21 protein-coding genes and 1 pseudogene are annotated in these 24,858 nt (G+C 56.9%); 18 read left to right on the top strand and 4 right to left on the bottom strand.

Going from position 1 to position 24,858, the window contains the following annotated elements:
* The first annotated feature begins 25 nt into the window (after window positions 1-25).
* The 5 genes from DVO78_RS03960 (at window position 26) to solA (ending at window position 6,587) form a co-directional block, all read left to right on the top strand.
* Window positions 26-1,081 carry an ABC transporter permease gene (locus DVO78_RS03960; protein ID WP_120003520.1) on the top strand — a complete coding sequence of 352 codons (1,056 nt, stop codon included), beginning with the start codon at window positions 26-28 and terminating at the stop codon, window positions 1,079-1,081.
* Entirely contained in the window at window positions 1,078-1,953 is an 876-nt protein-coding gene (locus DVO78_RS03955; protein WP_120003519.1) for an ABC transporter permease, read from the top strand. Before DVO78_RS03960 ends, DVO78_RS03955 begins: the two co-directional genes overlap by 4 nt.
* Window positions 1,954-1,955: 2 nt before the next feature.
* A complete protein-coding gene (locus DVO78_RS03950) occupies window positions 1,956-3,617 on the top strand; it encodes a dipeptide ABC transporter ATP-binding protein (RefSeq protein ID WP_120003518.1) in 1,662 nt (553 codons plus the stop codon).
* A 34-nt stretch (window positions 3,618-3,651) separates the two neighbouring features.
* A complete protein-coding gene (locus DVO78_RS03945; RefSeq protein WP_120003517.1) occupies window positions 3,652-5,277 on the top strand; it encodes an ABC transporter substrate-binding protein in 1,626 nt (541 codons plus the stop codon).
* A gap of 143 nt (window positions 5,278-5,420) precedes the next feature.
* Window positions 5,421-6,587: an N-methyl-L-tryptophan oxidase gene (gene solA / locus DVO78_RS03940; RefSeq protein WP_120003516.1), complete on the top strand. Its 1,167-nt coding sequence runs from the start codon at window positions 5,421-5,423 to the stop codon at window positions 6,585-6,587.
* A 253-nt stretch (window positions 6,588-6,840) separates the two neighbouring features.
* Here solA and DVO78_RS17450 read toward each other — a convergent pair whose 3' ends face one another.
* Both DVO78_RS17450 and DVO78_RS03935 read right to left on the bottom strand, forming a co-directional pair.
* Window positions 6,841-7,284 (bottom strand): hypothetical protein, encoded by a 444-nt coding sequence (locus DVO78_RS17450; RefSeq protein ID WP_157983857.1) that lies wholly within the window; start codon window positions 7,282-7,284, stop codon window positions 6,841-6,843.
* A 47-nt stretch (window positions 7,285-7,331) separates the two neighbouring features.
* Window positions 7,332-8,204, bottom strand: a complete 873-nt coding sequence (locus DVO78_RS03935; protein WP_162301560.1) for a PaaX family transcriptional regulator — start codon at window positions 8,202-8,204, stop codon at window positions 7,332-7,334.
* A 523-nt stretch (window positions 8,205-8,727) separates the two neighbouring features.
* Between DVO78_RS03935 and DVO78_RS18340 the strand changes: the two are divergent.
* From DVO78_RS18340 to DVO78_RS03895, 9 genes and pseudogenes are all read left to right on the top strand, one after another.
* Window positions 8,728-9,210: pseudogene (locus DVO78_RS18340) on the top strand (alcohol dehydrogenase catalytic domain-containing protein); the annotation flags it as partial.
* Entirely contained in the window at window positions 9,211-9,873 is a 663-nt protein-coding gene (locus tag DVO78_RS17910) for a zinc-binding dehydrogenase (RefSeq protein WP_238385128.1), read from the top strand.
* Between the two features lie 15 nt (window positions 9,874-9,888).
* Entirely contained in the window at window positions 9,889-11,298 is a 1,410-nt protein-coding gene (locus DVO78_RS03925; protein WP_238385127.1) for an aldehyde dehydrogenase family protein, read from the top strand.
* A gap of 824 nt (window positions 11,299-12,122) precedes the next feature.
* Window positions 12,123-13,613, top strand: a complete 1,491-nt coding sequence (locus tag DVO78_RS03920) for an ABC transporter substrate-binding protein (RefSeq protein ID WP_157983855.1) — start codon at window positions 12,123-12,125, stop codon at window positions 13,611-13,613.
* Window positions 13,614-13,776: 163 nt separating this feature from the next.
* Window positions 13,777-14,712, top strand: a complete 936-nt coding sequence (locus tag DVO78_RS03915; protein WP_120003512.1) for an ABC transporter permease — start codon at window positions 13,777-13,779, stop codon at window positions 14,710-14,712.
* Between the two features lie 5 nt (window positions 14,713-14,717).
* Window positions 14,718-15,563: an ABC transporter permease gene (locus DVO78_RS03910; protein WP_157983854.1), complete on the top strand. Its 846-nt coding sequence runs from the start codon at window positions 14,718-14,720 to the stop codon at window positions 15,561-15,563.
* 2 nt (window positions 15,564-15,565) lie between these two features.
* Complete coding sequence (locus DVO78_RS17905; RefSeq protein ID WP_120003510.1) at window positions 15,566-16,405, top strand: ABC transporter ATP-binding protein; 840 nt, start codon at window positions 15,566-15,568, stop codon at window positions 16,403-16,405.
* On the top strand, window positions 16,402-17,196 hold the full coding sequence (locus DVO78_RS17900; RefSeq protein ID WP_120003509.1) for an ABC transporter ATP-binding protein: 795 nt from the start codon (window positions 16,402-16,404) through the stop codon (window positions 17,194-17,196). Before DVO78_RS17905 ends, DVO78_RS17900 begins: the two co-directional genes overlap by 4 nt.
* A gap of 49 nt (window positions 17,197-17,245) precedes the next feature.
* Complete coding sequence (locus DVO78_RS03895; protein WP_120003508.1) at window positions 17,246-18,541, top strand: NtaA/DmoA family FMN-dependent monooxygenase; 1,296 nt, start codon at window positions 17,246-17,248, stop codon at window positions 18,539-18,541.
* Between the two features lie 228 nt (window positions 18,542-18,769).
* Here DVO78_RS03895 and DVO78_RS03890 read toward each other — a convergent pair whose 3' ends face one another.
* Complete coding sequence (locus DVO78_RS03890; RefSeq protein ID WP_120003507.1) at window positions 18,770-19,303, bottom strand: NADPH-dependent FMN reductase; 534 nt, start codon at window positions 19,301-19,303, stop codon at window positions 18,770-18,772.
* Window positions 19,304-19,758: 455 nt separating this feature from the next.
* Here DVO78_RS03890 and DVO78_RS03885 point away from each other — a divergent pair, with 455 nt between their 5' ends.
* Window positions 19,759-19,935, top strand: a complete 177-nt coding sequence (locus DVO78_RS03885) for a hypothetical protein (protein WP_157983853.1) — start codon at window positions 19,759-19,761, stop codon at window positions 19,933-19,935.
* 308 nt (window positions 19,936-20,243) lie between these two features.
* On the opposite strand, the gene DVO78_RS03880 is transcribed toward DVO78_RS03885, so the two are convergent.
* Window positions 20,244-20,429, bottom strand: a complete 186-nt coding sequence (locus DVO78_RS03880; RefSeq protein WP_120003505.1) for a hypothetical protein — start codon at window positions 20,427-20,429, stop codon at window positions 20,244-20,246.
* A gap of 323 nt (window positions 20,430-20,752) precedes the next feature.
* Between DVO78_RS03880 and DVO78_RS03875 the strand changes: the two genes are divergently transcribed.
* The 3 genes from DVO78_RS03875 to DVO78_RS03865 are packed head-to-tail and all read left to right on the top strand — an operon-like array spanning window position 20,753 to window position 24,857.
* The gene (locus DVO78_RS03875; protein WP_120003504.1) at window positions 20,753-22,075 is read left to right on the top strand and encodes an NtaA/DmoA family FMN-dependent monooxygenase; all 1,323 of its coding nucleotides are present in this window, start codon (window positions 20,753-20,755) and stop codon (window positions 22,073-22,075) included.
* On the top strand, window positions 22,062-23,390 hold the full coding sequence (locus tag DVO78_RS03870) for an amidase (protein ID WP_120003503.1): 1,329 nt from the start codon (window positions 22,062-22,064) through the stop codon (window positions 23,388-23,390). The genes DVO78_RS03875 and DVO78_RS03870 overlap by 14 nt, the downstream gene beginning before the upstream one ends.
* 30 nt (window positions 23,391-23,420) lie before the next feature.
* Window positions 23,421-24,857 (top strand): amidohydrolase family protein, encoded by a 1,437-nt coding sequence (locus DVO78_RS03865; protein ID WP_120003502.1) that lies wholly within the window; start codon window positions 23,421-23,423, stop codon window positions 24,855-24,857.
* Window position 24,858 lies beyond the last annotated feature (1 nt).

Below are 24,858 nucleotides of genomic sequence, written 5' to 3'. Positions count from 1 at the left end.
CTACGACTAAGTAGAGCTTCAAACGATGGCAGACACGATAGTGATAGGGGCAGGCGTCGCAGGACGGTGGAACTGGGGTTATGTCTTCAGGCGAGTACTTCAGGCGCTACTCATTATGTGGGCTACTTTCACCCTGTCGTTCGTTATCCTTTTCATCATTCCTGGTGATCCAGCTCTTCTGATGCTGGGCGGCGGGGAAACTACAGTGACTCAAGAGCAGCTGGATGTCATCAACGAAGAATATGGCTTCGACCAGCCGCTGATGGTTCAATACTTAAGCTACTTCGGTAGTCTGCTCATGGGAGATTTGGGGACTTCCTTCCACTCGGGTGCCCCTGTAGTCAGTCTGCTCACAGAGGCCCTGGGTAGTACTTTGGCGCTGGTGGCCTTCGGCACGGTATTAGGTATTGCTCTAGGCCTGCTAGTCGGTTGTTCTGCAGCTTACGTCAAGAACCCGATGCTGGCACGCTTTCTGGAATCTATTCCTTCCTTCAGTGCTTCCCTGCCTAATTTTTGGGTGGCGCTGCTGCTGATGCAGTTCTTATCGTTCCAGCTTGGATGGTTCCCTGCCTCGGGTGACAGAGGATTTGAAACTCTAGTCATGCCCGGGATCACCCTTGCTATTCCAGCCGCGGCCTCCATCGCACAGGTGGTCTCCAAGAGCCTTCGGAGTGCAATGGACGAGCCTTACATTGACGTTGCTCGTTCTAGGGGGGCCAGTGAGCCAGGTGTGTTTTTCGGCCACGCGTTTCGAAACGCTATCCTTCCCGCGCTAACCGTGCTGGGGCTTGTGGTGGCAACCATGTTCGTTGCATCAGCTATCACAGAGACTATTTTCGGTCGCCGCGGCATAGGTTACATGCTTGTTCAGTCGATCACCACTCAGGACATTCCTGTGGTCCAAGCTGCTGTGATTGTTGCTGCCGGTGTCTATGTCCTGATCAATCTGATCGTCGACTTGATCTATCCATTCTTGGATCCCCGTGTGACGCTTGCGCAGGGGAAACGCAAGGGTAGGCGCCCCGCCCCTGCTTCACCTGCGGAAGCTGCTGTGAAGCCAAAGTCGGAGATGGTGCCATGACTGCCGTTGCCAATTTCTCCAAGTCTCAGTCCGATGACGCGAATGCACTCACAGGTCGCCTGAAGAAGGTCCTGAAGACGCTGCTGGTACAACCAGGGCTGCTCCTCGCCAGCATCGTTATTGTGGTTATTCTCTCGTGGGCGATTGTTCCGGACGTCCTGGCTCCTTACGACCCACTGCGCGCCGAAACCCAGGACGCATTACAACCTCCCAGCCTCGCCCACCCTTTCGGTACTGATGAGGTGGGGCGTGACCTATTTTCTCGGGTAGTTCATGGCACGGGCCTCTCCCTGCTTACCACCGTGGTCGCAGTGGTCATCGGGCTCATCGGAGGAAGTCTTTTGGGAGCCGTGGCAGGATACGTCGGCGGGGCGCTGGACACTACGATCATGCGCATCATTGATGTACTCCTCTCTATTCCCTTGCTGCTGATGGCTATGGCATTAGTTACGGCGATCGGCTTCGGGCCTGTGCAGTTGTCCGTCGCCGTGGGCATCGCTCTGATCGGAGTTACGGCTCGAGTAATGCGGGCGGAGACGATGCGCGTGAGCAAATCACTGTTCATCGATGCTGAGCGCAGCGTGGGCGCAAGCACAGGATATATCCTGTTGCGTCATATTCTGCCGAATGCCATGGGACCGGTGCTTGTTCTTTCGATCATTGAGTTCGGGCAGGCCATCCTGACGATAGCAGCCTTGAGCTTCCTTGGGTTCGGCACGCCTCCGCCCACACCGGAATGGGGTCAACTGGTGGCATCTGGTCAGGGGTATATCGCGAGCTCCTGGTGGATGGTCACCTTGCCTGGACTTGTCATTGCTCTGTTCGTGGTGTCCGTGAACAGAGTAGCCCGTGAGTTCGAACGGAGAGACTGACTATGCCGACGCAGATCATCACTGAAGAGCTGCCGGGAGCGAAATCTCAGCGTCTACTGGATATTCGCGATTTGCGGGTGGCCTATAACAACGTCGAGGCTCTACATGACGTATCACTCGATGTGATGGCAGGAGAAACCGTAGCCATCGTGGGCGAGTCCGGATCGGGAAAATCCACGACTGCCCAAGCGATTATCAGTCTGCTGACGCGAGGTGGGAAGGTTACCGGCGGTGAGATCCTCTTCGCCGGCACCGATCTAACCACAGTCTCGACCAAAGAGATGCGTGGCATTCGGGGCCGGTCCATCGGACTTATCCCCCAGGATCCGATGCTATCGCTGAATGCCGTCAAGCGTATCACCGACCAGGTGAGTGAAGTACTGCGCATTCATACTCCGCTGAACGCGAAGCAGCGCCATGAGCGTGTGGTTGAACTCCTGGCAGATGCCGGTCTGCGCGATCCAGAGATCGTCGCGGGACAGTACCCTTTCCAACTGTCCGGCGGTATGCGGCAGCGCGTGCTCATCGCTTCCGCGATCGCTTGTAACCCACGGCTGATTATTGCTGATGAGCCCACCAGCGCCCTGGACGTCACAGTCCAGCGGCAGATTCTGGACCGTATTGAACGTGTCAGCGCAGAACATGGAGCTGCTGTAATCCTCATAACTCACGATCTCGGGGTCGCCGCAGACCGTGCGAATCGAATCGTAGTGATGAATAAAGGGGAGGTGGTCGAGCGGGGCAGCGCTCGGCAGATCCTCACCCAGCCTCAAGCGGATTATACCAAGCGTCTCGTGGCCGCGGCTCCAAGCATGAAGAGCCTCTCCCTCATCGACCATGATGAGGATGAGGCCGGGATTTCCCCTCCGGAGCCTCTGGTGAGTGTGCAGGGGCTCCGAAAAACCTTTCAACGCCCTGGGGGAGAACCGCTGACCGCGGTAGATGATATGTCCTTCGCGATTCCAGCGGGCAAGACCTTGGCCATCGTCGGCGAATCTGGTTCGGGCAAGTCGACGACTGCGCGCATGATGGTCCGACTCGAAGACATCGATGAGGGCGTGATTCGACTGGGAGGTGAAGTAATCAGCGCGGTATCCGGAGCTAAGCTGCGGCGCATGCGCAAACGCTTTCAGATGGTCTATCAAGATCCTTTCGGGAGTCTGAACCCTCGGTGGACCATCGGCGGAATCTTGGAGGAACCGCTGCGACTTCACAATATCGTTCCCCGTTCGCAGCGCCGAGCACGGGTTCGGGAACTGCTGGAACTGGTGTCTCTGCCGGCTTCTTTCGAGTTCCGACGTCCTCGCCAACTCTCCGGTGGGCAGCGCCAACGCGTAGCCATTGCGCGCGCACTCAGCGTTGAACCCGAACTCGTGGTCTGTGACGAACCGGTCTCTGCACTGGACGTTTCGGTTCAGGCGCAGATCCTGGAACTCCTGGTCCGCCTGCAAGAGGAGCGAGGGCTCACTTATCTGTTCATATCGCATGATCTTGCTGTTGTGCGCCAGATCGCTCACAACGTCATCATCATGCAGAAGGGCCAGGTGGTTGAGCGAGGGAACACATCAGAGATCTTTGACAACCCACGAGAGGAATACACCAAAGAACTACTTGCTGCGATCCCTGGATCGCGTATCGAGCAAGAAACACTTCCACACTTCTGATTAATGATTCACCAGCACCTTGAGAGAGGAAACTATGAACACTGCACCACAGAAGAAAAAATACTTGGGGATTACATCCGCAGTTGCCGTGGCCGCATTGGTTCTGGCTGCCTGCGGCGGAGAAAACGGTGATGCAGACGACTCAGCCGAAGGAGCGGATGCCCGCGAGGGAGGCACCCTCACCGTCGGCCTGGGTGCCGGAACTACCTGCGTGTTTCCCCAACAGACGTTCAACTTCAATGCTGCGTCGATCTCACGCGGAATAGTAGATTCCCTGACTGACCAGGATCCTGAAACGGGAGAAATTGTACCGTGGTTGGCTGAGGCTTGGGACATCAATGATGACGCCACTGAATACACCTTCTACCTGCGGGACGACGTCACATTTAGCGATGGCTCGCCCTTCGATGCTGAGACCGTTGTAGCTAACCTGGATTACATCTCAGAAATGGGTCCTCAGTCTTCGCGAGGTTCTGCCTACATGGGCAACTACGACTACTCCGAGGCCGTTGACGAGCATACTGTGACAGTCCACTTCAGCCAGCCCTCAGCACACTTCCTGGTAGGCACTTCCACGTTGATTTTCGGCATGCTGTCCTTGGACACCACAGCACTGACCATTGAAGAGCGTTGCCAGGGTGACATTGTGGGCACTGGTCCCTTCGTGCTCCAGGAGTATGAGCAGGACTCCAGGGCCTTGGTGACTCGACGAGAAGGGTACGATTGGTCCTCCGAGCTGGCCGTCCACAGCGGTGACGCATATCTGGAGGAAATCGAGTACTTGTGGCAGGAAGTCAGCAATGTCCGTGCTGGGGCTCTGACCTCGGGTCAGATCGATGTTGCCATGGACCTCTCACCTCAAGACGTGCAATCAGTCGAAGAGGCTGGAGCTAGCGTGATGCCGGGAACCCAACCTGGTCTACCAGGCTCCTTCGTCTCCAACGTAGAACGGGATGTCTCTGGAGACGCTGGCGTACGCCGTGCAATGAATATCGCGCTGAATCGTGAGGAGATTGTACAGACAGTGCTGGGAGACCATTTCGATCCTGCCTACAGCATCGTCACCTCCACCCTCCGGGAGTACAACGACAACTCCGAGGAACTCGCTTATGACCCAGAGGGTGCTGAGGAGATTCTTGATGAAGCTGGCTGGGAAATGGGTGACGATGGCGTTCGTGAACGAGACGGAATTCCGCTGGAGTTTACAGTCACCTACACCGACGATTTTGGAGCCTTCTATACCCCCATGCTGCAGCTGATTCAGCAGCAGTTGGGAGATATTGGCATGGATGTCAACTTGGACAACACCACCACTGCCGGTATCACTGAAATTCTGCAGACCCATGAGTTCGACTTCTTCATTACCACCATCACAGAGTCAGACCCCGATATGGTGCGGGCAGCCATCTCAAACTACATGCACCCCAGTGCTGTGGAGGACCACGGGCTGGAGGAGCCGTTTGATGAGCAGCAGGCCCTCTCTGATCCAGATGAGCGGGCGGTAGTTTGGGGTGACATCCAGGACATCGTGATGGAACACGCCCTGCTGATCCCGGTCTTCGAAGGAACTCAGCTCACCGGTGTTGGCGAAAATGTTGAGGACGTCCGTTATGACTTCAAATCCATGGTGACGTTCTACGACACATACCTAACTGACTGATTTTCCACCCCACACCATCTTCGTGGGCGGCATCAGCATCCTCTTGCAGATGTCGCCCGCGGAGGTGCTGTTCCGAAGCGCTTACCTAAAGCGCCAAGGACTCTGAATAATTGACCCAATTTAGACCTGATTGAAGGCTCGATATGGAATACGAATCAACCGTAGATTCCGATCTGTCAACAAACGCCTTAGATGTGCTGGTCGTTGGTGCCGGCACCATGGGCGCGATGACACTGTGGCAGCTCGCGCGACGCGGGGTATCCTGCGCAGCGATCGAGCAGTTCGGCATCGCCCACGATCAGGGAGCAGCCGGCGGCGACACACGGTTCTACCGAGCCATCTACAAGGAGGGGTCGGAGTACACGCCGTTGCTCAGCCGTGCGCTGGAGCTCTGGCACGAGCTCGAAGCGGAGACCGGCACCACGCTCTACACGCGAACGGGAGCGCTGTACCTTGACGACGGCGCGGACGACACTATCGACAGGCTTGCGGCCGTGGCTGAGACCGGCGGTGTGTCTCACGAGATTGTGGACGCGGCGACCATCCGTTCCCGCTACCCACATCACCGCGTGAGCGATGACCAACGTGGGCTCGTCGATCCCGAGGCAGGTTTCCTTAGAGCCGACCGCGCCATCGCATCGGCGTTACTACGGGCCCAGGAGCTCGGAGCAAGGCTCGTCACGGGCGAACGGGTAATAGGTATAACTTCTGACGCGGACGGTGTGACCGTTCAGACGGACAAGACATTCTACCGGGCCGAACGCGTGGTGTTGACCACCGGACCGTGGGATGCGCTGCTACCCGAAGTGCTGAGCAGGCGCCTCGACATCGCCAAGGTGTTGCTCACGTGGTACCTCCCCAAGAACGCCACCAAGTTCTCCGTGGGGGAGTACATCAGCGTCGTTCGAGAGGGTGGACGCTTTTTCAGCGTCCCGACAACAGATGGCGAGACGATCAAGTTCGGCGATACGTCCATATTGAGTAGTCACATAGACCCGGACGCCTTCGACCGCCGAGTCCGGCCCGAGTATGTCGCGGCCACCGATGCCGCGGTGTCGCGCTACCTACCGGATGTCATCCCAACAGCGACTCGCGCGAGCATCCACCACGAGGCCTTCACAGACGACCACCATCCGTTCGTGGGTGTATTCGACGACCCAAGGATCGTCATCGGGTGCGGCTTCTCAGGACACGGTTTCAAGCTGTCTCCAACATTCGGTGAGGCCCTCGCTGACCTCTCCACCGCCGGGGAGACTGCGCACGACATCGCGTTCCTATCGCCGCACCGCGGCGCGGTGTGTCAGAGATAATGCACTAGTGAGCGTTTTTCCCCCACATTGTTGAATCAACACGCCCTGACAGGCCCCGTTGTTCAGCTAACCCGGATGAAATCAGAATCCCCGGAGAGAAGACCTTACTGGGCAATTACTGGGCCGACTAGGAGCAGTTTTCCTGGCTAATCACACCATTAAATAAGTATAAATAATATCGATATATTATAAGCGAACCAAATAATCCATAATAAAATATTATTTTATCAAAATATATTGAAAGTGACGTGTTTTATTTAGTTTGAAATGAAAATGAATCAAAAAAAAGTGGCGCGCAAGACACTTTCTTTTTGCATAATGAGATAGATCGAGAATCTAGATTGCCGTAGGTTTTTAAATAGATATTGTTCCGAATTTCAAAAGTTCGCACGCCGACTTTTTCCATTTCGCGAATTCTTGGGAACAACAGGGGAGTTCGTGCACGAAGAGGTCCATCCAATTCTGCGCGATCAAAGGTCCAGTATGCGCCTGGAGTATTCTCAGGCTTAGCATCGAACGCTTGTCGATTCATGAAGTCAACAAGAAGAAAACTCGCCTTTCTCTCTTTTAAAAACTTAACAATAGATAATTTATCGTCTACTTCGACTGAGATGAGCAATGGTGCCTGTATCCAACGATGATGGCCGAGCTTTCTCCATCGGATACGCCTGTCACTCAAGGTAAGTTCGACAGTCACTGCTGCGTTAAGGAAGGATAATTGGTAGCTCAATGTCTACACCCCCGCTAGGACTCTCTATCGAGTATCTGTGTGAACCCAACCTCTGCCGAGGGCCGTAACATCTCGTACAGTTGATCAAAAAGGCGTCTCGCCCTGGGCCTCGGCCAATCCACGGGCACGATTTCATCCGGGAGTTCGGGGTCAATTCGAGGAAAAACCCTCCACTCGTCCATTAGGCGGGTGCGAGTGACGAATGCTTCTTCCGGCAATATCTTGTTAGACTTTAATTTTTCGAATATCGGAGTGAAAGCATCAATAAATTCAATATATCGATCTGAAACATTATCAAGCTTCCAGTTTTTTCTTGCTTTTTCAAGTATGGAAATGTAAGAATTTTTGAGTTCACCATCAAATATCGCAATTTCAGCATGTTCTATTTCATTAAGATTCCGAGTGACTTCCTCTATGTCAGAGTTTGCAGCTATCCAAGTGCCGTCAAAGAAAGGGGCAAAGCCTAACTCGCGGAGCCGTGTCCTCACTACATGTCGAACGTGGCGCTTGTTCTCCGCGACAGAAAAAACAACCAGTGACCACCTACCATCCCAGACCTTCGGGGTTCCGAACTTGACAATACGCTCTCGCCCCTCTCTGACAAGAGATTCACCATGTAAGCTCAGCTGATACGCCGTCGTCCGGCCTCGGGTCACTCTGTCAAGGTAGCCTGCCCGGACTAATCGGCTGAGGGCAGAGCGGCAAGAACCGCTCGAGAGATCAAATTCTTCCATAACTCGAACCAGTGAAGAAGATGGTATGGGATTATGAACAAGTGACCCGTAATCACCCAAAGTCGTGATTATCAATCGTTGCCCATAGGAATCTGTGGGATCTCTCAGCAACTTGCACTCCCCTGCCCATCGTACTGATATGTGGATGCTCATACTACCCTTACTGGCTCTTCGCAGATGAGGGTGTAAGGCAACCCCGGGTGTGAAGTTTTGGGTCGTTGTGGACGCTTCTGCCTCATGACATCGTGGGCGCTTCGGTTTCTCGTTGTGTTCAGGTATGGACTCCAACACTGTGCCCGCGGATGTAGGCTGGGCGATTGAGAATTGGCCAGCGTAGTACTGTGAACGAGGTGACGTGAGAGGCATCGGCGGATTCTAGTGGTGGTTGCAACACCCTGACTTTCAGGAGTTGCAGTGGCACTGAATCCGCAGAACCCGCGGGGTCTGTACCGGAAGTACACCGAAGATGACCGTCAGATGGTGATTGAACGCGCCGTCCAGAGGACTCTACCTGGAAGGGCGCCTCGCTTGAGACCCGCGAGCGAGGCCCTGGCCCGCAAACCCTCCAGCTCCGAAGAGGTCTATCTACATACCGTCTAGCGCTTTGCGCTCGGTTAACCATCCTGAAACATGCGCGACGTCCCTCAGAAATGATTGTTTCTGTAGCGTGTTCTGTATGGGCAGGGGGAAAACCGGACAGTCGATTGTGCGTACCCAGGCCGTTGTGCGTGAGCGAAACGGTGAAGTTGTGTTGCGGGAGGTCACCGTTAGGTCGCCGAGACCGGGTGAAGTGCTGATCCGAATGGGCGCGGCCGGGATATGCCACTCGGACCTGCACGTACTCAATGGGAACTGGCCGCAAGCTACATCCTTAGTGCTTGGCCATGAAGGCGCTGGTTATGTGGCAGCTATCGGTGAAGGCGTTACCGGTGTCACTGCAGGAGACTTGGTGGCCTTGACCTGGTTTGCAGCCTGCGGCGTCTGTTCGCAATGCCAGAAGCAGCGCCCCTGGCTCTGCGGAGAGAGTGCCTCACCCCGGAATGCCATGCCGGATGGTTCTACTCCCATTATTTCGGCTGATTCGGCGGGCGAGCCTGTCCATCCATATCTGGGTGTGGGGGCTTTTTCGGAATATGCAGTTCTCCCGGAGAGGGCTGTGGTGCCTCTCCCACCCGAGGTTTCAGTAGAGGAGGCCGCCATCATCAGCTGTGCGGTCACCACCGGCATCGGTGCCGTGCGCAACACTGCTCAGGTGGAGGCTGGAACAACGGTGGTGGTCGCAGGGTGTGGTGGAGTGGGCCAAGCAATCATCATGGGACTGGTTCAGGCTGGTGCGGAGCAGATTGTGGTGATCGACCGTAGTCAAGCGAAGCTCGACCTTGCGATGGAGTTGGGGGCTACGAAGACGGCCCTTGCTTTTGACAGCTCCCAGAAGGTCCAGGCCCTCACTACTGATCGTGGATTCGACTACGCCTTTGACGCAGTGGGCGCCCCATCTGTCACTGAAGAGCTCAGCCAACTTCTGGGGCCAGGGGGAAAGCTGGTGCTGGTGGGAATGCCTGCCAAGGGGGCTCACGCTTCCTTTGAAACTTGGTCCTTGGTGGGGCGCGGAATCACCATTCTGGGTTCGAACTACGGCTCATCTGTTCCGCACAGGGATTTCGTTGAGCTGGCCGAGGCGCGACTCTCCGGAGCGCTCCCATTGGCCAAGCTGGTTGGCGAGCGCATCCAGCTCTCGGATGCAGCCACGGCTGTTCAAAACCTTCCGAAAGCTGAAGGACCTCGTTCGGTAGTGGTCTTCAGCCAAGCTGATGGCCCATAACTTTGAGGAGAAAGAGTGACACACACAGTGGACCCCGCCGCAGAATCTGGCTTTCGGACACAGAACCCTGCGACCAATGAAGTCGAAGCACGTTTTAACTACACTACGGATGCAGAAGTCTGGGCTGCGGTTGATCTTGCGCACCAGACCTATGCCGCCGGGGGCAAGTTGGAGATGGATGGGCGCATCTCTGCTGCCCATCGGATTGCTGATCTCTTTGATGGAAAAGCCGAGGAACTGGCTCGCATCATCTCTCTGGAGATGGGAAAATCCCTCGGCGAAGCAATAGGTGAGGCCAAAGAATGCGCCAACATTTTTCGGTATTACGCGGATAACGCGCCTGACCTAACTGCTGATCGAGTCATTAGGCATCAGGGTGGTTTCAAAGCTGTACTGCGCTCCCGCCCGCTAGGCGTGCTGTTGGGGATCATGCCCTGGAACTATCCTTATTACCAGGTGGCGCGATTTGCGGCTCCCAACTTGATCCTGGGTAACACTCTGCTGCTCAAACACGCGGAAACTTGCCCGCAGTCATCCTTAGCTATCGAGGACTTGTTCCGTGAGGCAGGTTTTCCGCAAGGTGCGTACCAAAACCTGTTTGCCACGCATGAACAGGTGGCTGAGATTATCGCTGATGACCGGATTCAGGGCGTGTCGCTGACTGGATCCGAAAGAGCAGGTTCTGCAGTAGCGGAGATAGCCGGACGGAACCTGACGAAGGTCGTGCTTGAGCTGGGTGGCTCCGATGCCCATATCTATCTCTCGGCGAAGAATTCGCATGAAGCCGCGCGGGCAGCGTTTTCTAAGCGCATGAACAACATGGGTCAGGCCTGCACATCGAATAAGCGCCTGCTTGTTATGGATGACATGTATGAAGGCTTTCTTAAAGAAGTGGTGAAGGCCGCGTCAGAGCTGCTTCCGGGTGATCCCCTGAAGCCGGATGAAGGAAGCTACTACCCGCTGTCTTCCGAGGCTGCTGCGGTGAGGCTCACTGAACAGATCAAACGAGCTGTTGAGCAGGGTGCTGTACTGCATGCTGGAGGTGGTCGGCCAGACCAGTTGGGAGCGTGGGTAGAACCGACTGTGCTTTCCAATATCACGCCAGAAATGGATGCCTACAAAGAAGAGCTCTTCGGGCCAGTTGTGGTGGTCTATTCGGTGAGCAGCGCGGAGGAAGCCCTTGCTATCGCCAACGACTCTCCTTACGGACTGGGTGGTGCCGTGTTCTCGGCGGACTTGGACGAGGCGGTTGCGCTGGCTCAGCAGCTTCATACCGGCATGACCAATGCAAATGTGGGTGGCTCAGAAGCATCTGATATGCCGTTCGGGGGCGTTAAGCGCTCGGGCTTTGGCCGCGAACTAGGGCCTTTGGGTATGGATGAGTTCGCCAATAAGCAACTACTCTACGTCAACGAGAGGGGCTGATGCAGCAATGGTGACTCGGTTCCTTGTACAGGCCGTTAGGGTCAGGGCCTGAGTGAGCGGTTTCTTCTCTTTGGCGATCAGGGTCAACTTCCCCAGTGTCTTTTGTTTCCTCCTGCGGTGATAGGTTCTCACGATCCAACGCACAATCCTCAACCGCAGCTCATCTCGAGTGCGCCAGGGCTGGGTCTCGAGAAAATCCCTACTTATCGGCACTAAAGCGGGCCTCCTAGGTTCCTCGATTCAACGAGGCCGGATCACCGGATCGATGGGTAGTTTGGCTGATGCGCCTAACAATGCCCTCCACCAAACAGGCCGATTCATCCGGGCCAATGCAGCGATCATCAGCATTGCCCTCGCTCGTGCCCGAGCGTTGAGCGTCCGCACCCGGACATTTGAAGCGCAGGGAAGAAGAGGAGACTCTCGGAAACCGCACGTGGTCAGGGGCAGGATGTAAGGCAGGGAGCCATCACAGTGCTCACGTGGCTCCACCCCCGCATCCACAATGCTTCACGGGCTTAGCAAAGAGCCCCTTGGTGGATCGATGTTTAACTGGTCGGAAACATTTACGTGACGTCACTGATGCACAAGTGGCTTAGATTAGTCGCTGTCAACACTCGTACATCAATTTTGGAAGGCGTCATTTTATGATGAGGAATAAGGGCACGCGTGTGGGAGTAGTCGGGGTCGCCGTTTTGGCACTCCTTCTTGCTTCTTGTGGAGACAACGGCGGCAATAATGGCAACGGTGGCGACAACGACGGCGGAGGCAGTGGCGCAGCACAGGCTTTCGACTGGGATGCGCTGGAACTGACCACTGAGCCTGGCGTGGAGGATGCTGGGGTCATCGAATGGGCTTACAACTCTGAGCCCCACACTCTCGATCCACTGCAATCGTTTGAGTACGGACCGAGCATGGTCCTCGCGAACATGTGTGAGACTCTCCTCCATCAAGAGGATGACTTTTCCACATCTCCAGGTCTGGCTGAATCCTGGGAATACATTGATGAAACTACGCTAGTGTTCACTATTCAGGAAGGTGTGACCTTCTGGAATAGTGATCCTATGACAGCTGAGGATGTTGCCTTCAGTCTTAATCGTCACCTCACACCGGATACTTGGTGGGGTAGGTACTTTGCACACGTGGAGTCGGTGGAGGTGACGGGTGACTATGAAGTCACTGTGCACTTTGATCAGCCTGACGCGCTCTTCCTCAGTGCTATGGCGCAGGGGCCGGGAATCGTCACGTCTCAGGCGGCAGTGGAAGAAGCTGGGGATGAGTACGGCAACGCAGAGACTGGGGTGGAGTGCACAGGCCCCTTCGTATTCGAGGAATGGCGTTCAGGTTCGTTTGTCGAGATGAGCCGGAATGACAACTACTGGAACGGAGACGGTGCAGCCCTGTCCTCCGGCCTGCGGATAAACTTCATCACAGATGAGTCCACTCTCGCCAACGGGTTGACCAGCGAGAGCCTTGATGGAGCGTACTTCATCTGGCCGCCTGAGATCATGGATACTCTCGAGGATTCAGGGGTCGGTGAACTCATCCACGGTCAGTCCCTCCAGGTCTGGGATCTGCTGCTTTCCGGCCATGAGGGTCCTCTTGGTGACGATCGGGTGAGGGAGGCGCTCTCTCTTGCCATGGACCGCGAGGGCATTGCGGAGGCAGTCTTCTTCAGCTCCGCGACTCCGGCCAAAACCCATGATTCGCCTGAATATTGGACATATGAAGAGGATGTCTTCTCGGATGCATATGATGCGTTCCCTGACGTCGCGCTTGACATTGACCGTGCACAGGAGCTCGTGGCAGAAGCCGAGGCCGACGGAGTAGAAATGCGGCCGCTGCAGCTCACCTACTCAGCAGATCAGCCCTCGCACGAGGCTTCCGCAAACCTTGTCCAGGCGGCCGGCGAGGCAATTGGGCTCGAGGTGACCTTGGATGGTCTGCCTGGTACACAGATGGCTGAGGTCTACTCTGTGGCGGAGGCGCAGGAAGGCGTCGACATGTTCTTCGGAACTTGGTTCGGTGTGGCGGATCCCCTTGACATGTACTCCATGTTCGTGGAGGACGAGGTGCAGAACTACCCCGGTTACTACGACATGTCGGATTTGGTGACCGAGGCCCGTAGGGCTCTGGACGATGCGGAGCGTGCGCAGCTGGTGACTGAGATTCAGGAAGAATTCGTTGACAATAATCTGTGGCTGCCACTGAACTACGTGCCTAGCACGCTGTTCCAGAACAACAGCATCACCGGTGCCACCGCATCTTTCTCCTACATGTACTCTCCGTGGGCTATCAGCATTGGAACTGCTGAATGAGCCTTAGGTGAACAACCTCGCCTCGTTGCTTGGTAAAAAAAAGGGGTGAAGTCCTCAGGATTGCCTCCCAGTGAACATGAAAAGCGGGTTCGCCGGCAGGTAGACCGCCGTTCATCACATCGGGCTGACACGCACTTGTGAAGGGGCATCATTGCCATACTTAATGAGACGGATACTGCTCCGCATACTCCTACTTCTAGTCGTTCTGTTCTTCTCTGTCTTCCTGGTCTACACACTCCTGTACCTGGCACCCGGCGACCCGATCGGGGCGCTCCTAGGGCCACAGAGTGCCACTCCGGGGCAGGTCCAACTACTGCGAGAACAGTACGGCCTGGATGACCCGTTCTTCGAACGCTTTTCCGGATGGCTTTGGGGTGTTCTACAGGGTGACTTGGGACGCTCCATGGTTTACCAGCAGAGTGTCTTCAACATGATCCTCGCGAGGGTGCCCACCACCCTGCTTCTTGTTGGTCTTTCCACACTGTTCATCGTGATCATTGGCTTCACGTGGGGCACGAGGGCGGGGATCAGCCGCGGGGCTTGGAGTAATGTGCACCTGGCGATTTCCACAGTGCTGCTTTCGACCCCGGTGTTCATTACCTCTGTGGGTCTTATTTACCTCTTCGCGGTAGTCCTCGGCTGGTTCCCAGCATTTGGCTCCGGGAGCGATCTCATAACCGGTATTTGGCACATGGTGCTTCCCGTCATTGCGCTCAGTCTCCCGGCTGCTGCCTACCTTTCTCGTATCACATACTCCTCGGTCAGGGGAGAGCTGAACAGGGAGCACGTAGAGACTGCAGAATCAAGAGGCTTTTCACGGGGCTACATAATTCGGACTCACGTAGTGAGGAATGCCTTGATCCCGATGGTGACAGTCGCCGGGAACTCGGCTGTCACGTTGGTTGCGGGGTCAGCAATCATCGAGACCATCTTCGCCCTCGACGGGGTTGGATCCCTCCTAGTCCGGGCAATTCTGCAAAGTGACTTCGCTCTGGCTCAAGGGATTCTGCTGTTCATTGCGGTATTCATCGTCCTGGTCAACGCCTTCGTGGACACCCTGTACTTTGTCCTTGATCCACGCATTAGAAGAGCAAGGTGATCAACATGACTGCTGTTGTTGCAGCTCCGAATAATCCCGTGGCAATTTTTGGTCGATTCAGTCCTGTAGTCGTCGTCTCAGTCCTGATCATCGTGGTCTTCACGACCGCGGCGATCTTGGCCCCCTGGATCGCCACGCACAACCCCAACGAGCCAGATCTTCTCAATACCCAGTCCGCACCGACCGGAACAAATTGGTTAGGCACAGACAACCTAGGCCGTGATTTGTTCTCACGAATGGTGCATGGTGCACGGTCAACCATTTTTGGGCCGGTGCTGGTTATCACAGTGGCGACGACCCTCGGGGTATCTATCGCCATGGTGGCCGCATGGTGCGGAGGGATCGTTGATCAGATCATCGCTCGGTTCATTGACGTGATGTTCTCTGTACCGACCATCATAGTGGCACTGATCGTCGTGATGCTGACCGGTGCTGGATTGACCGGCGTGGTCATTGGCTTGAGTATTGCCTATGTCCCTTACTATGCCAGACTCATTCGCAGTGCCGCTATGAAGGAACGCAGCCTCCCTTATGTGGATGCACTCTGGCTGGAAGGTCGGTCAGGCCTATGGATTGTCTGCCGTCATATCATTCCGAACATTTCACCCTTGATCCTTACTCAGTCCATCGCCTCACTCGGGTTGGCGATCATTGACATTACGGCCCTTTCCTTCCTAGGGCTCGGTGTGCAGTCCCCTGACTCAGACTGGGGCGTGATGGTCCGCAATGGCATCGATGGCCTGCTTTCCGGAAGACCTTACGAGTCTCTCTTCGCAGGGCTCGCCATTGTGCTCTTCGCGGGCTCGGTTAATGTTCTGGGTAACCACCTGTCCCGTCGATTTGAGGTTTAGCGATGAGTCGTGCCGTAGAGATTAACGACCTGAAGATCTCCATCCCACAAAGAAGAGAAGACGAGAAGGAGCTCCTTCGCGGAGTTAACCTGCAGCTGCAGTCCGGTGAAAGCCTTGCTCTAGTAGGAGAGTCCGGCTCTGGAAAATCGATTACTGCTCGATCGATCCTCGGAATGTTTCCGCGAGGCGCGAAGGTCTCCGGAAGTGTGAAGGTGGACGGGACAGAGATCGTCGGGGCATCTTCCCGGGAGCTGCGTCGAGTACGCCGCTCCGGCGTGGCAATGATTTTCCAGGACCCGCGTGCCCACATTAACCCTGTCCGGACAGTGGGACACTTCCTTACCGAAACGCTCATTGTGAGTTCTGGATGGTCGAGGAAAGATGCTGAAGAATGCGCTGCACAGCTTCTCAGGGATGTGGGCATTCCTAACGCGAAGGAGCGACTGAACCAATACCCCCATCAGCTGTCAGGGGGTCTTCTTCAGCGCGTCATGATTGCCGGAGCTTTGGCTGATGAACCGGCGATTCTCCTAGCGGACGAGCCGACCACTGCGCTTGACGTGACTACGCAGGAGGAGGTCATGGCGATTCTCATGGAGATGCGCCAGGAGAAGGGCTTGGCCATGCTCTTTATTACTCATGATCTTGAACTGGCGGCGGCTACCTGTGATCACACAGCAGTGATGTATAAGGGTCGGGTGCTGGAGGTAAACACGTCGAAAGAACTGCACGATAGTCCTGAACATCCTTACACCGTACAGCTGCTCGCAGCACGACCCAGTGTCGCCGAACGGAGACACCGGCTGCCGGTGGTTGACATGTCGGAGGAGCAATTGCCATGAGCATTCTTTCAGTCAGGAATGTCACAAAGGCTTTCTCTGTCCCCGGCGGGAGTTTCACCGCTGTCGACGATGTGTCCTTCGAGATTGAGGAAGGCGAATCTGTAGCAATCGTAGGGCAGTCCGGATCGGGAAAGACCACAGTGGCCCGCATGATTGTCGGACTTGAAACTCCAACTTCTGGACAGATCCTGTTTAGAGGGTCCTGGCGGAAAGCTCGGGGAGGGGCCAAAGCTCGACGTGAAAAAGCACGTCAGGTGCAGATGGTCTTTCAAGACCCCTACCTGTCATTGGACAGGCGAATGAGTGTGCAAGCCATCCTTTCGTCGAGTATTTCGCTCTTCGAACAGCTCAGCAAGAAGGACATTGCAGAACGGACCCGCGAACTTCTGCTTGAGGTCGGTTTGGAAGAACACCATGCGCCTATGTCCCCCACGCAGCTTTCGGGGGGTCAGCGGCAGCGAGTCGCCATTGCTCGCGCACTGGCTGCGCGACCTGACGTACTCGTCCTGGACGAGGCTGTGTCAGCCCTGGACGTCTCAGTGCAGGCGCAGGTCTTGAATCTACTGTCCGATATCCGCGAGACACGAGGAACTACCTACTTGTTCATCACTCACGACCTTGCCGTGGTGAACCAGATTTGTGACCGAACCATCGTGATGGCAGAAGGCAAGATCATGGAGACCGGGCCAACAGAAAAGATCCTAACTGATCCCGATTCCGACTATACCCGCGGTCTGCGGGATGCGCTTCCGCGTCCCGGGTGGGTTCCTAAGCGACGATTAGCGACGTGAATTCCTACGCACAGATTAGGTAAGAAGCTACAGGGGAGTAGGTAAGAACATGGGCAAGCAGCAGTTTCATCTGGGGTGGTTCGCGAAGTTCGGGCCCCCTGCTTGGCAGGCTGGTGAGGATCGCAACTATGGCGCTGATTGGCCTAACGGACGGGTCTACATCGACCTGGCGCAACGCCTGGAGCGTGCCTGCTTTGACTTCTTGCTGTTCGAGGACACGCAGACGGTCTCCACGACCTTCGGTGGTTCCATGGCCCTGGACCTTAAACACGCATTCTATTCCCCGAAACATGATCCTCTGCCACTGCTGTCGGTCCTGGCCGCAGCTACCCGCAGCATAGGGTTCATCGGGACCGCCTCAACAACCTTTTATCCCCCCTTCCTCCTAGCTAGGCTGTTTGCCACACTTGATGGCCTCAGCGAAGGGCGGATCGGGTGGAACGTGGTGACTTCCAGCGAGGCCAACGCGGCACGGAACTACGGCATGGAGGACCTCCCTAGCCATGAGGAGCGTTATGCTCGGGCGGACGAATTTATTGAACTCACAAAGAGTCTCTGGAATTCCTGGGAAAAAAACGCATTGCTGCAGGACGAAGAGAGCGGGACCTACGTGGACTACACGAAGGTTCACACAGTGAACTTTAAAGGTCAGTACTACCGGTCTCAGGGCCCGCTGAATACCTTGAGGCCACCCCAGGGATATCCTGTCATCGCGCAGGCTGGCGCCTCAGCTCGGGGTAAGAACTTGGCTGCCAAGTATGCCGACGTCGTCGTTGCCAATACAGCTGGTGGAGTGGAGGGAATGAAGGCCAAGCGGGACGATATCCGGGCACGCGCTGCCGGAGCCGGCCGGAACCCGGATGACAGCAAGGTGTTCTTCATCTGTTCCCCGGTCATTACAGAATCAGAGGAGGAGGGCATCCCTGAGCCCCACTTCGAGTACTTGTTGGCAATGTTCTCCTCCTTTATGGACATTGACTTGTCCGTCTATGACCCTGACGGGCCATTTCCGCAGGACGTGACAGCAAATGGCCACACCAGTGTGCTGGAGGAACTGAAGCGGCATGGAGCGGCAGGGAAGACGCTGCGAGGAGCAGTGGTGGCCCATGGAATGGGGGCTGATGAGTTCGAGCTGGTGGGCCCTGCTGAGAGCATCGCGGAGAAGATGATGCAGGCTATGGATGAGATCGGCGGTGATGGTTTTCTTATCAACGGTCCTGATCTCACCTCCCCTGCTTATATTGAAGGGGTCACCAAGGGGATTGTTCCGGTTCTTCAGAAAGCGGGGGCTACCCGGAGTACCTACACGGGCAAGACCCTGAAGGAAGTCCTCGGAGAGTTCTGAGACCTCAGTTGCCGATCTCGTCAAGGCATACCTGTGGTGAGTCACAACCATGGTGAGGCAACCGGCACCAACTCTGCCAGCCGGTCCCGGACCAGCTACCTCTAGACTCATTAGTTTTCGTCAAGCTGCGAGGGCGTGGGCTGTACCACGCGTGGGCTTTGGCGGGTTCGTGGTAGATTCCGCCAGGCTAAACATGTCGCTCATGTCTTGAGACAAGACTTATTGGCATTAACTTTCAACGAACTGAGTGAAGGCCTCCATGTACTGCTCAGCCCGTTTAGTGGTGGTCTCGTCCGCGGTCCCGTCCCCGTTGAAGGTGTTTTTGGTGGCGTGCACAGCCAATATTGGTGATCCCATAACTCTGACGCCAAGTGGCGGGAGGAACTGACGTAGCTGGGCTTGGCCGTTGATAGTGCCGAAACGACCCGGCGAGGCTCCGGTTATGCCCAGTTTGAGGCCTTCCGCACTTGAACCCCATGGTCGAGTGAGGATGTCTAAGGCGTTTTTGATTACCGCAGGGAAGCTCTGGTTGTGCTCAGGTGTGACGAGGAGCAGCCCGTCATGGGACCAGACCTGCTTCTTGTAATCGTTCATTGTCTGGGGGAAGTCTCCATCCATTCCCCGGTTATAGAGGGGCAGGTGGTGAATGTCGATGTAGGTCAGCTCGGCTCGATCCGGGGACTGAGCAACTAACACCTGAGCCAACTTCTGATTGATGGAGCCTTCTGCAACGCTGCCGAGAATGTAACCAATCCTTGTCATGAGGTCGAGTATATCTTCTGACAAGCTGATTTGATAAACGTTCCTCGTATGTGATTAATATGAAACATAACTACAACAGATGCTCCTTGGCGCGGGGCGCGATTGGTTGAATGTCTGACTTCGCGTCACATGTCGGTTCTGGTCGCCAGCGCGTGGACCGACTTTTCTATGGGCCGGTAGGCACGAGGTGCCTTCCCCGCTGGAGGTTAGAACTGAAATCCAGGTCACTTAATTGAGCGGGTGTTCTTGGCAGCGTGCTGCTGGGCCTGGCCTGTGCGGGGAAGGTGACGGTGGCTGTGGTGATGCCGGCGGGGGAGGCGCTGCTGGGGGCAAGACGTGGCGGCTTATGGTGCCCTCTGGGGCCCAGGCATTCCTAAGATAGAGGTCGAGTTCGCTATGCGGACGGAGCCTTTTGGGTCATCGGCATGGAGGAGGGGTGGTTCGATGATGTCGGAATGACCAGCAGTCCTGAGCCCACCGGTCTCACCGTGGAGGAGAACCAGTACTTGAACCTGCTGCTCAATCACGAAGTGGCCATCGGCACGGTAACCTCCATCATACTGGTGCCGAGGTGTGAGGCCGACGATGAGCTGAGGATCATCCCCGCGTGGTCACCGTCTACTGTTCAGTGATGTTCGCTGACCCAGATCTGGGGCTGCACACTTTAGAATTACATCGACGAGGGCCAGTAATCTGACACGGCGCTGGCCAGCGCATTTGTTCTCATGGTGGACCAAAGACATCTACGCCAACCTCCTCAGCCGTGGCATCGCCTTCAACGAGATTTCCTTTGAGGTAGCAGAGGCGTAGTCCTCGAACTACGGACTATGGAGGACTCCGAGATGTTCCTCCTGGATCAGTAGTGGAGATCGATGTCCTGAGGCCGGTCGGAACTTCTATAGCCTACGAGCTGCTGAGGCTGGTGTTCCAGAACTGCCGCTTACTCGTGTCCTCTACAACCGTATTGGCCGCTTGGAACTCGCGTGTGGGAGTGGGTGCCGATCAATCCCAGGCTGATGATCGAGCTGGTCTCGATGATCTCCTCCACACCTTTGGGCACTTCATAGCCGACGTGAGTGATGGAGTCACCATGGACCACCACGCGACTTTTCTGCAGCAACGACATGGGCACAGTTCTGGTAGGCGATGATCCAAGGGACGCGGTATGCAGTCTGGCTCATGTGTAGAACCCCTCTTCGTTGGGAGATCCCTGCAGGCAGTTCCTCTTCGCACAAATAAGTACCGCATCAATGCCCGACGTGTTGTTTCATCGATGTCATCTCACCTGGATTCTCCGGGAGCTGCGGGGCCTTCATCTGGTCCGACTGAGGTGTAACACGGTGGAAACAAACCTGTTTCGTTCGTGACTCACCTTGCATGTATGTTCCTTTTATATAACGCGTATACATCAATAATGATGCACGCAGGTCAACCAAGGAAGGAACATGCATGTTCAAGCTCGGCTGGTTCGTAGACGGCTACCGCCCCCAGACATGGCGGGGCACATGGGCCGGTGATCACCGCAAGGAGTGGCTGGGGCCCGCCTTCTGGGTAGATATCGCTCGCTCCCTCGAGCGCGGAGGCTTCGACATGCTCTTCATGGAGGACACTTCCATGATCGACGACACCTACAACGGCACCATGGAGGCTCCCCTGAAATACGGTTTGGAGGCCCCGAAGAACGACCCCATGCCGCTGATGCCGCTGCTGGCCCAGGCCACCAAACACCTCGGCGTGGTCTCCACTATCTCCACCCTGCAGTACCACCCCTACCTGGCCGCCAGGCTCGGCACCACCCTGGACCACCTCACCGAAGGGCGCATCGGGTTCAATATCGTCACCTCCGTGAGCCACCGCGTCGCGCAGAACTTCGGGATGGACAAGATGCTCGACCACGAAGAGCGCTACGCCATGGCTCACGAGTGGATGGATGCCTGCGCCGCCCTGTGGAACTCCTGGGAGGACGACGCCCTCCTACTGGACATGGACGAACCTCGCTTCGCGGACCACACTAAGGTCCATCCCGTGAACTTTGAGGGCAAGCACTACAAGACCCGTGGCCCACTGAACAACCCTCCGGGACCCCAGCGCCGCCCCGTCATTACGCAGGCTGGCACCTCGCCCGCAGGCCGCAACCTGGCCGCGGAGCATGCCGACTCAATGCTCTCCATCGCCAAGAACCCCGAGCAAATGGCCGAGCTGCGCTCGGACATGAACCGGCGTCTGAAGTCCTACGGCCGTAATCCGGAGGAGTTCCACATCTTCTTCCTGTCAAAACCGATTCTGGGCTTCAACGACCGTGAGGCTCAGGGCCGCAAGGAAGCTGCCGAGGCGGCCAAGAACAGCCAGGCCTGGATCGACACCCAGTTGTGGATGCTCTCCTACTTCTCCGGCGGTGAGATTGACTACGGCAAGTACGACCTCGACGGCCCCTTCCCCAAGGAACTGGGCAATGGCCAAGTTTCCACGATGAAGCACGTCACTGAGGGTGCGGAGGAGAAGACTCTGCGGGACGTCATCATGGAGAAGGGTCAAATGCAGGGAATCGAGTTCATCGGCTCTCCGGACAACGTCGCGGAGCAGATGAACGAGACGATCGAAGCCACTGACGGTCCCGATGGGTACCTTATCTACGGGACTGAGGATGAGATCACTCGCAAGAACTTGGCCGAGGTGACCGACGGCCTGTGCGGCGCGCTGAAAAAGAAGGGCTACATCCGCGACACGTACAAGAAGGGCACCTTCCGGGAGAACCTCAATGACTGGGGCTGAGCTGACTGCAGTGCATCAGGCGGAGCAGGCGCTCTCCGCGCTGGAAACCCACGCTGAGCTCAACGCCTTCTGTCACGTCGACGCCGAGGGTGCGCGCCGGGCCGCGGCGGAGTCCGACCGACGGCGCGCGGCTGGGACCCCGCTGTCTGCCGTCGACGGCGTCCCCACCTCCATCAAGGACAACCTCTACGTCAGCGGGATGCCCGCCACCTGGGGGTCAAGGAAATGGGCGAGGTTTGTTCCACAGCAGGACGACATTGTCGTCGAGCGGCTGCGCGCCGCCGGGTCGGTGATCCTGGGCAAGACGAACACTCCGGAGTTCGCGATGAGCGCCAATACAGACAATCCGCTCTTCGGTATCACACGCAACCCGCAGAACACGGAGCTGACGCCGGGCGGATCCAGCGGCGGAGCATCGGCCTCTGTCGCCGCAGGCATTACTGAATTCGCCGTGGGCACCGACTCCGGTGGCTCCATCCGCGCTCCCGCCTCGCTGACCGGCATCTACGGCCTGCGTCCCACCAACGGTGCGGTTCCTCGGGCCTACGGCTTCCCGCCGATGGCCCTGGACTTTCAGGTCATTGGTCTGATAGCCAAGACCCTGGCCACGCTGAAGCTGTATTTCAGCCTGCTGGCAGGACCAGACGTCCGCGATCCGGCGTCGCTTCTGGTCCCCGCTCATCTTCCGCGCCCCCAGGTAAAAGTCGCTCTGGTGCGCGAGGTCAACGGGGAACCGGTGGATCCTGAGGCCTTGGAGTGCCTGGAGGAGGCATTCGAGATGCTCTCCGCAGCAGGTGATGTCCTGGTGGGACCCGGGCAGGCGCCCTATGACGTCGAGGAGATCCGGTGGCTCTGGGAGATACTAACGGCCGTGGGCTCCGCTGCGGCGTTGCGGTACGCTCCCACTCCTGAGGCTGAACTCACTGACACAGTTAAGAAGCTCTCCGACGGGGCTGCGGAGATCTCATCGGCCGAATACGGTGACGCTGTCACTCAGGTCTCTGCGGTGCGGCGCAGAATCTCGGCAACTTGGGGCGACGCTGATGTCTACATGATGCCGGTGATTCCGACCGCAGCATGGGCGGCCAATGCGGGTGCCCCTGCCACGGTGGGCGGAGAGCCTGCCCGCCCCGGGGCACTCAGCGCTTTCATGTCCTGGGTGAATCTGATGGGCTATCCTGCTCTGTCCGTACCGGTGCGCGGGTATCCGGACGGGCGGCATTTCGGTGTCCAGCTGATCGCCCGGCCGGGCCAAGAACGCACCCTCTTCCGCCTCGCGGAGAAACTGCTCCCGCTCTACCCTGGGCAAGACTAGATAGAGCCGAACTGACAAGGCAGGATTGACATGATTACGCGATACAACGCTCCCTGGATTATCGCATACCAGTCGGCGGGAGAAGGGAAGGACAGCGGTCACCGCTTGCTGGAGAACGGTTGCGTGGTGGTGGATGACGACCGCATCCGTTGGGTGGGCAAGGACTACACGGGTCCAGTAGACGAGACGGTAACCACCGATGCGGTGCTTACGCCGGGCTTCGTCTCCACCCATGCTCATCTGCAGGAGTCCCCGGTCGACAAGTCGCTAGCGGAGGACTCCGAGCGTCGCCAGTTCTACTCCAGCACGTTGGCTGACATCCTCCCGCCAAAGGCGAAAGGGCTGGACGTCGAGGGTCAGCGCGCGTCGGTGACGTACTCTATCGCTGAGCTGCTGCTCTCCGGCTGCACGACTGTGCTGCAGATGGGCAGCGAGGCGGAGTTTTTCGCCGAACAGGCCGAACGCCACGGCATCCGCTCCTATGTAGGGCACAGCTACCGCTCCGGACGTTGGCTGACCCGCAACGGCAGAAAGGTCGAGTACGAGTGGGACGAGCAGGCTGGTTGGGATGGTTTTGAGCACGCGAAGGAGCTGGCCGAGTCGCTGAATCTGGACAACGGCCGCATCCGGGGTGCCTTCTACCCGGCGCAGGCGGACACTTGTACCGAGGACCTGCTGATGGCCAGTGCTGAGGCAGCTACGAAATACAGCCTCCCGCTGACCACCCATGTAGCCCAGAGTGTCTTCGAGTTCCACGAGATCACTCAGCGTTACGGCCGCACTCCGGTGGAGTGGCTCTACGACATCGGGTTCTTGGCGCATCAGCCGGTGTTGGGACACGTCATCTTTACCACCGGAAATTCCTGGGTGAACTTCCCGGGCGACGATTTGGGTTTGCTCGCCGAAACAGAGGCCACCGTGGCCTACAATGCCTGGGTTTTCGCCCGCAACGGGATCGCTCTGGAGTCCTTCAAGAAGTACCGGGACCGGGGAGTCCGGATCTCCCTCGGTACGGACACTGTGGCTCAGTCGATGATTGAGTCCTGCCGATGGACCTCAATCATCGGTAAGCTGATGGACAAGCATTCTCATGCCGTGACGGCTGGTCAGGTCTTCGCCGCCGCAACGATCGAGGGGGCAGAGGCGCTGGGCCGCAATGACCTCGGTCGGCTCTGCGAGGGCGCCAAGGCGGATATGGTCTTCTGGCGCACCGACACGCTGTCCATGCAGCCGCTGCGCGATCCCGTCCGCAATATCGTCTACTACGCCCAGCCCACAGATGTGAAGACCGTCCTGGTAGACGGCAAGACAGTGGTCGACAACGGAACAGTGCCGACGATCGATGTCAAGCAGGCTGCTGCAGATGTTCAGCAGGCCTCTGAGAGGGTCTGGCGGAGCTGGCCGGCACATGACTGGGCCGAACGGGACGTGGAGGAGCACTTCCCGCTCTCATACCCCCGACTTTGAT

Source organism: Nesterenkonia muleiensis, assembly GCF_003600155.1.
Taxonomy (GTDB): domain Bacteria; phylum Actinomycetota; class Actinomycetes; order Actinomycetales; family Micrococcaceae; genus Nesterenkonia; species Nesterenkonia muleiensis.
The sequence above is the reverse complement of the archived record's forward strand: the minus strand, read 5'-3'. Positions and strand labels throughout refer to the sequence as shown.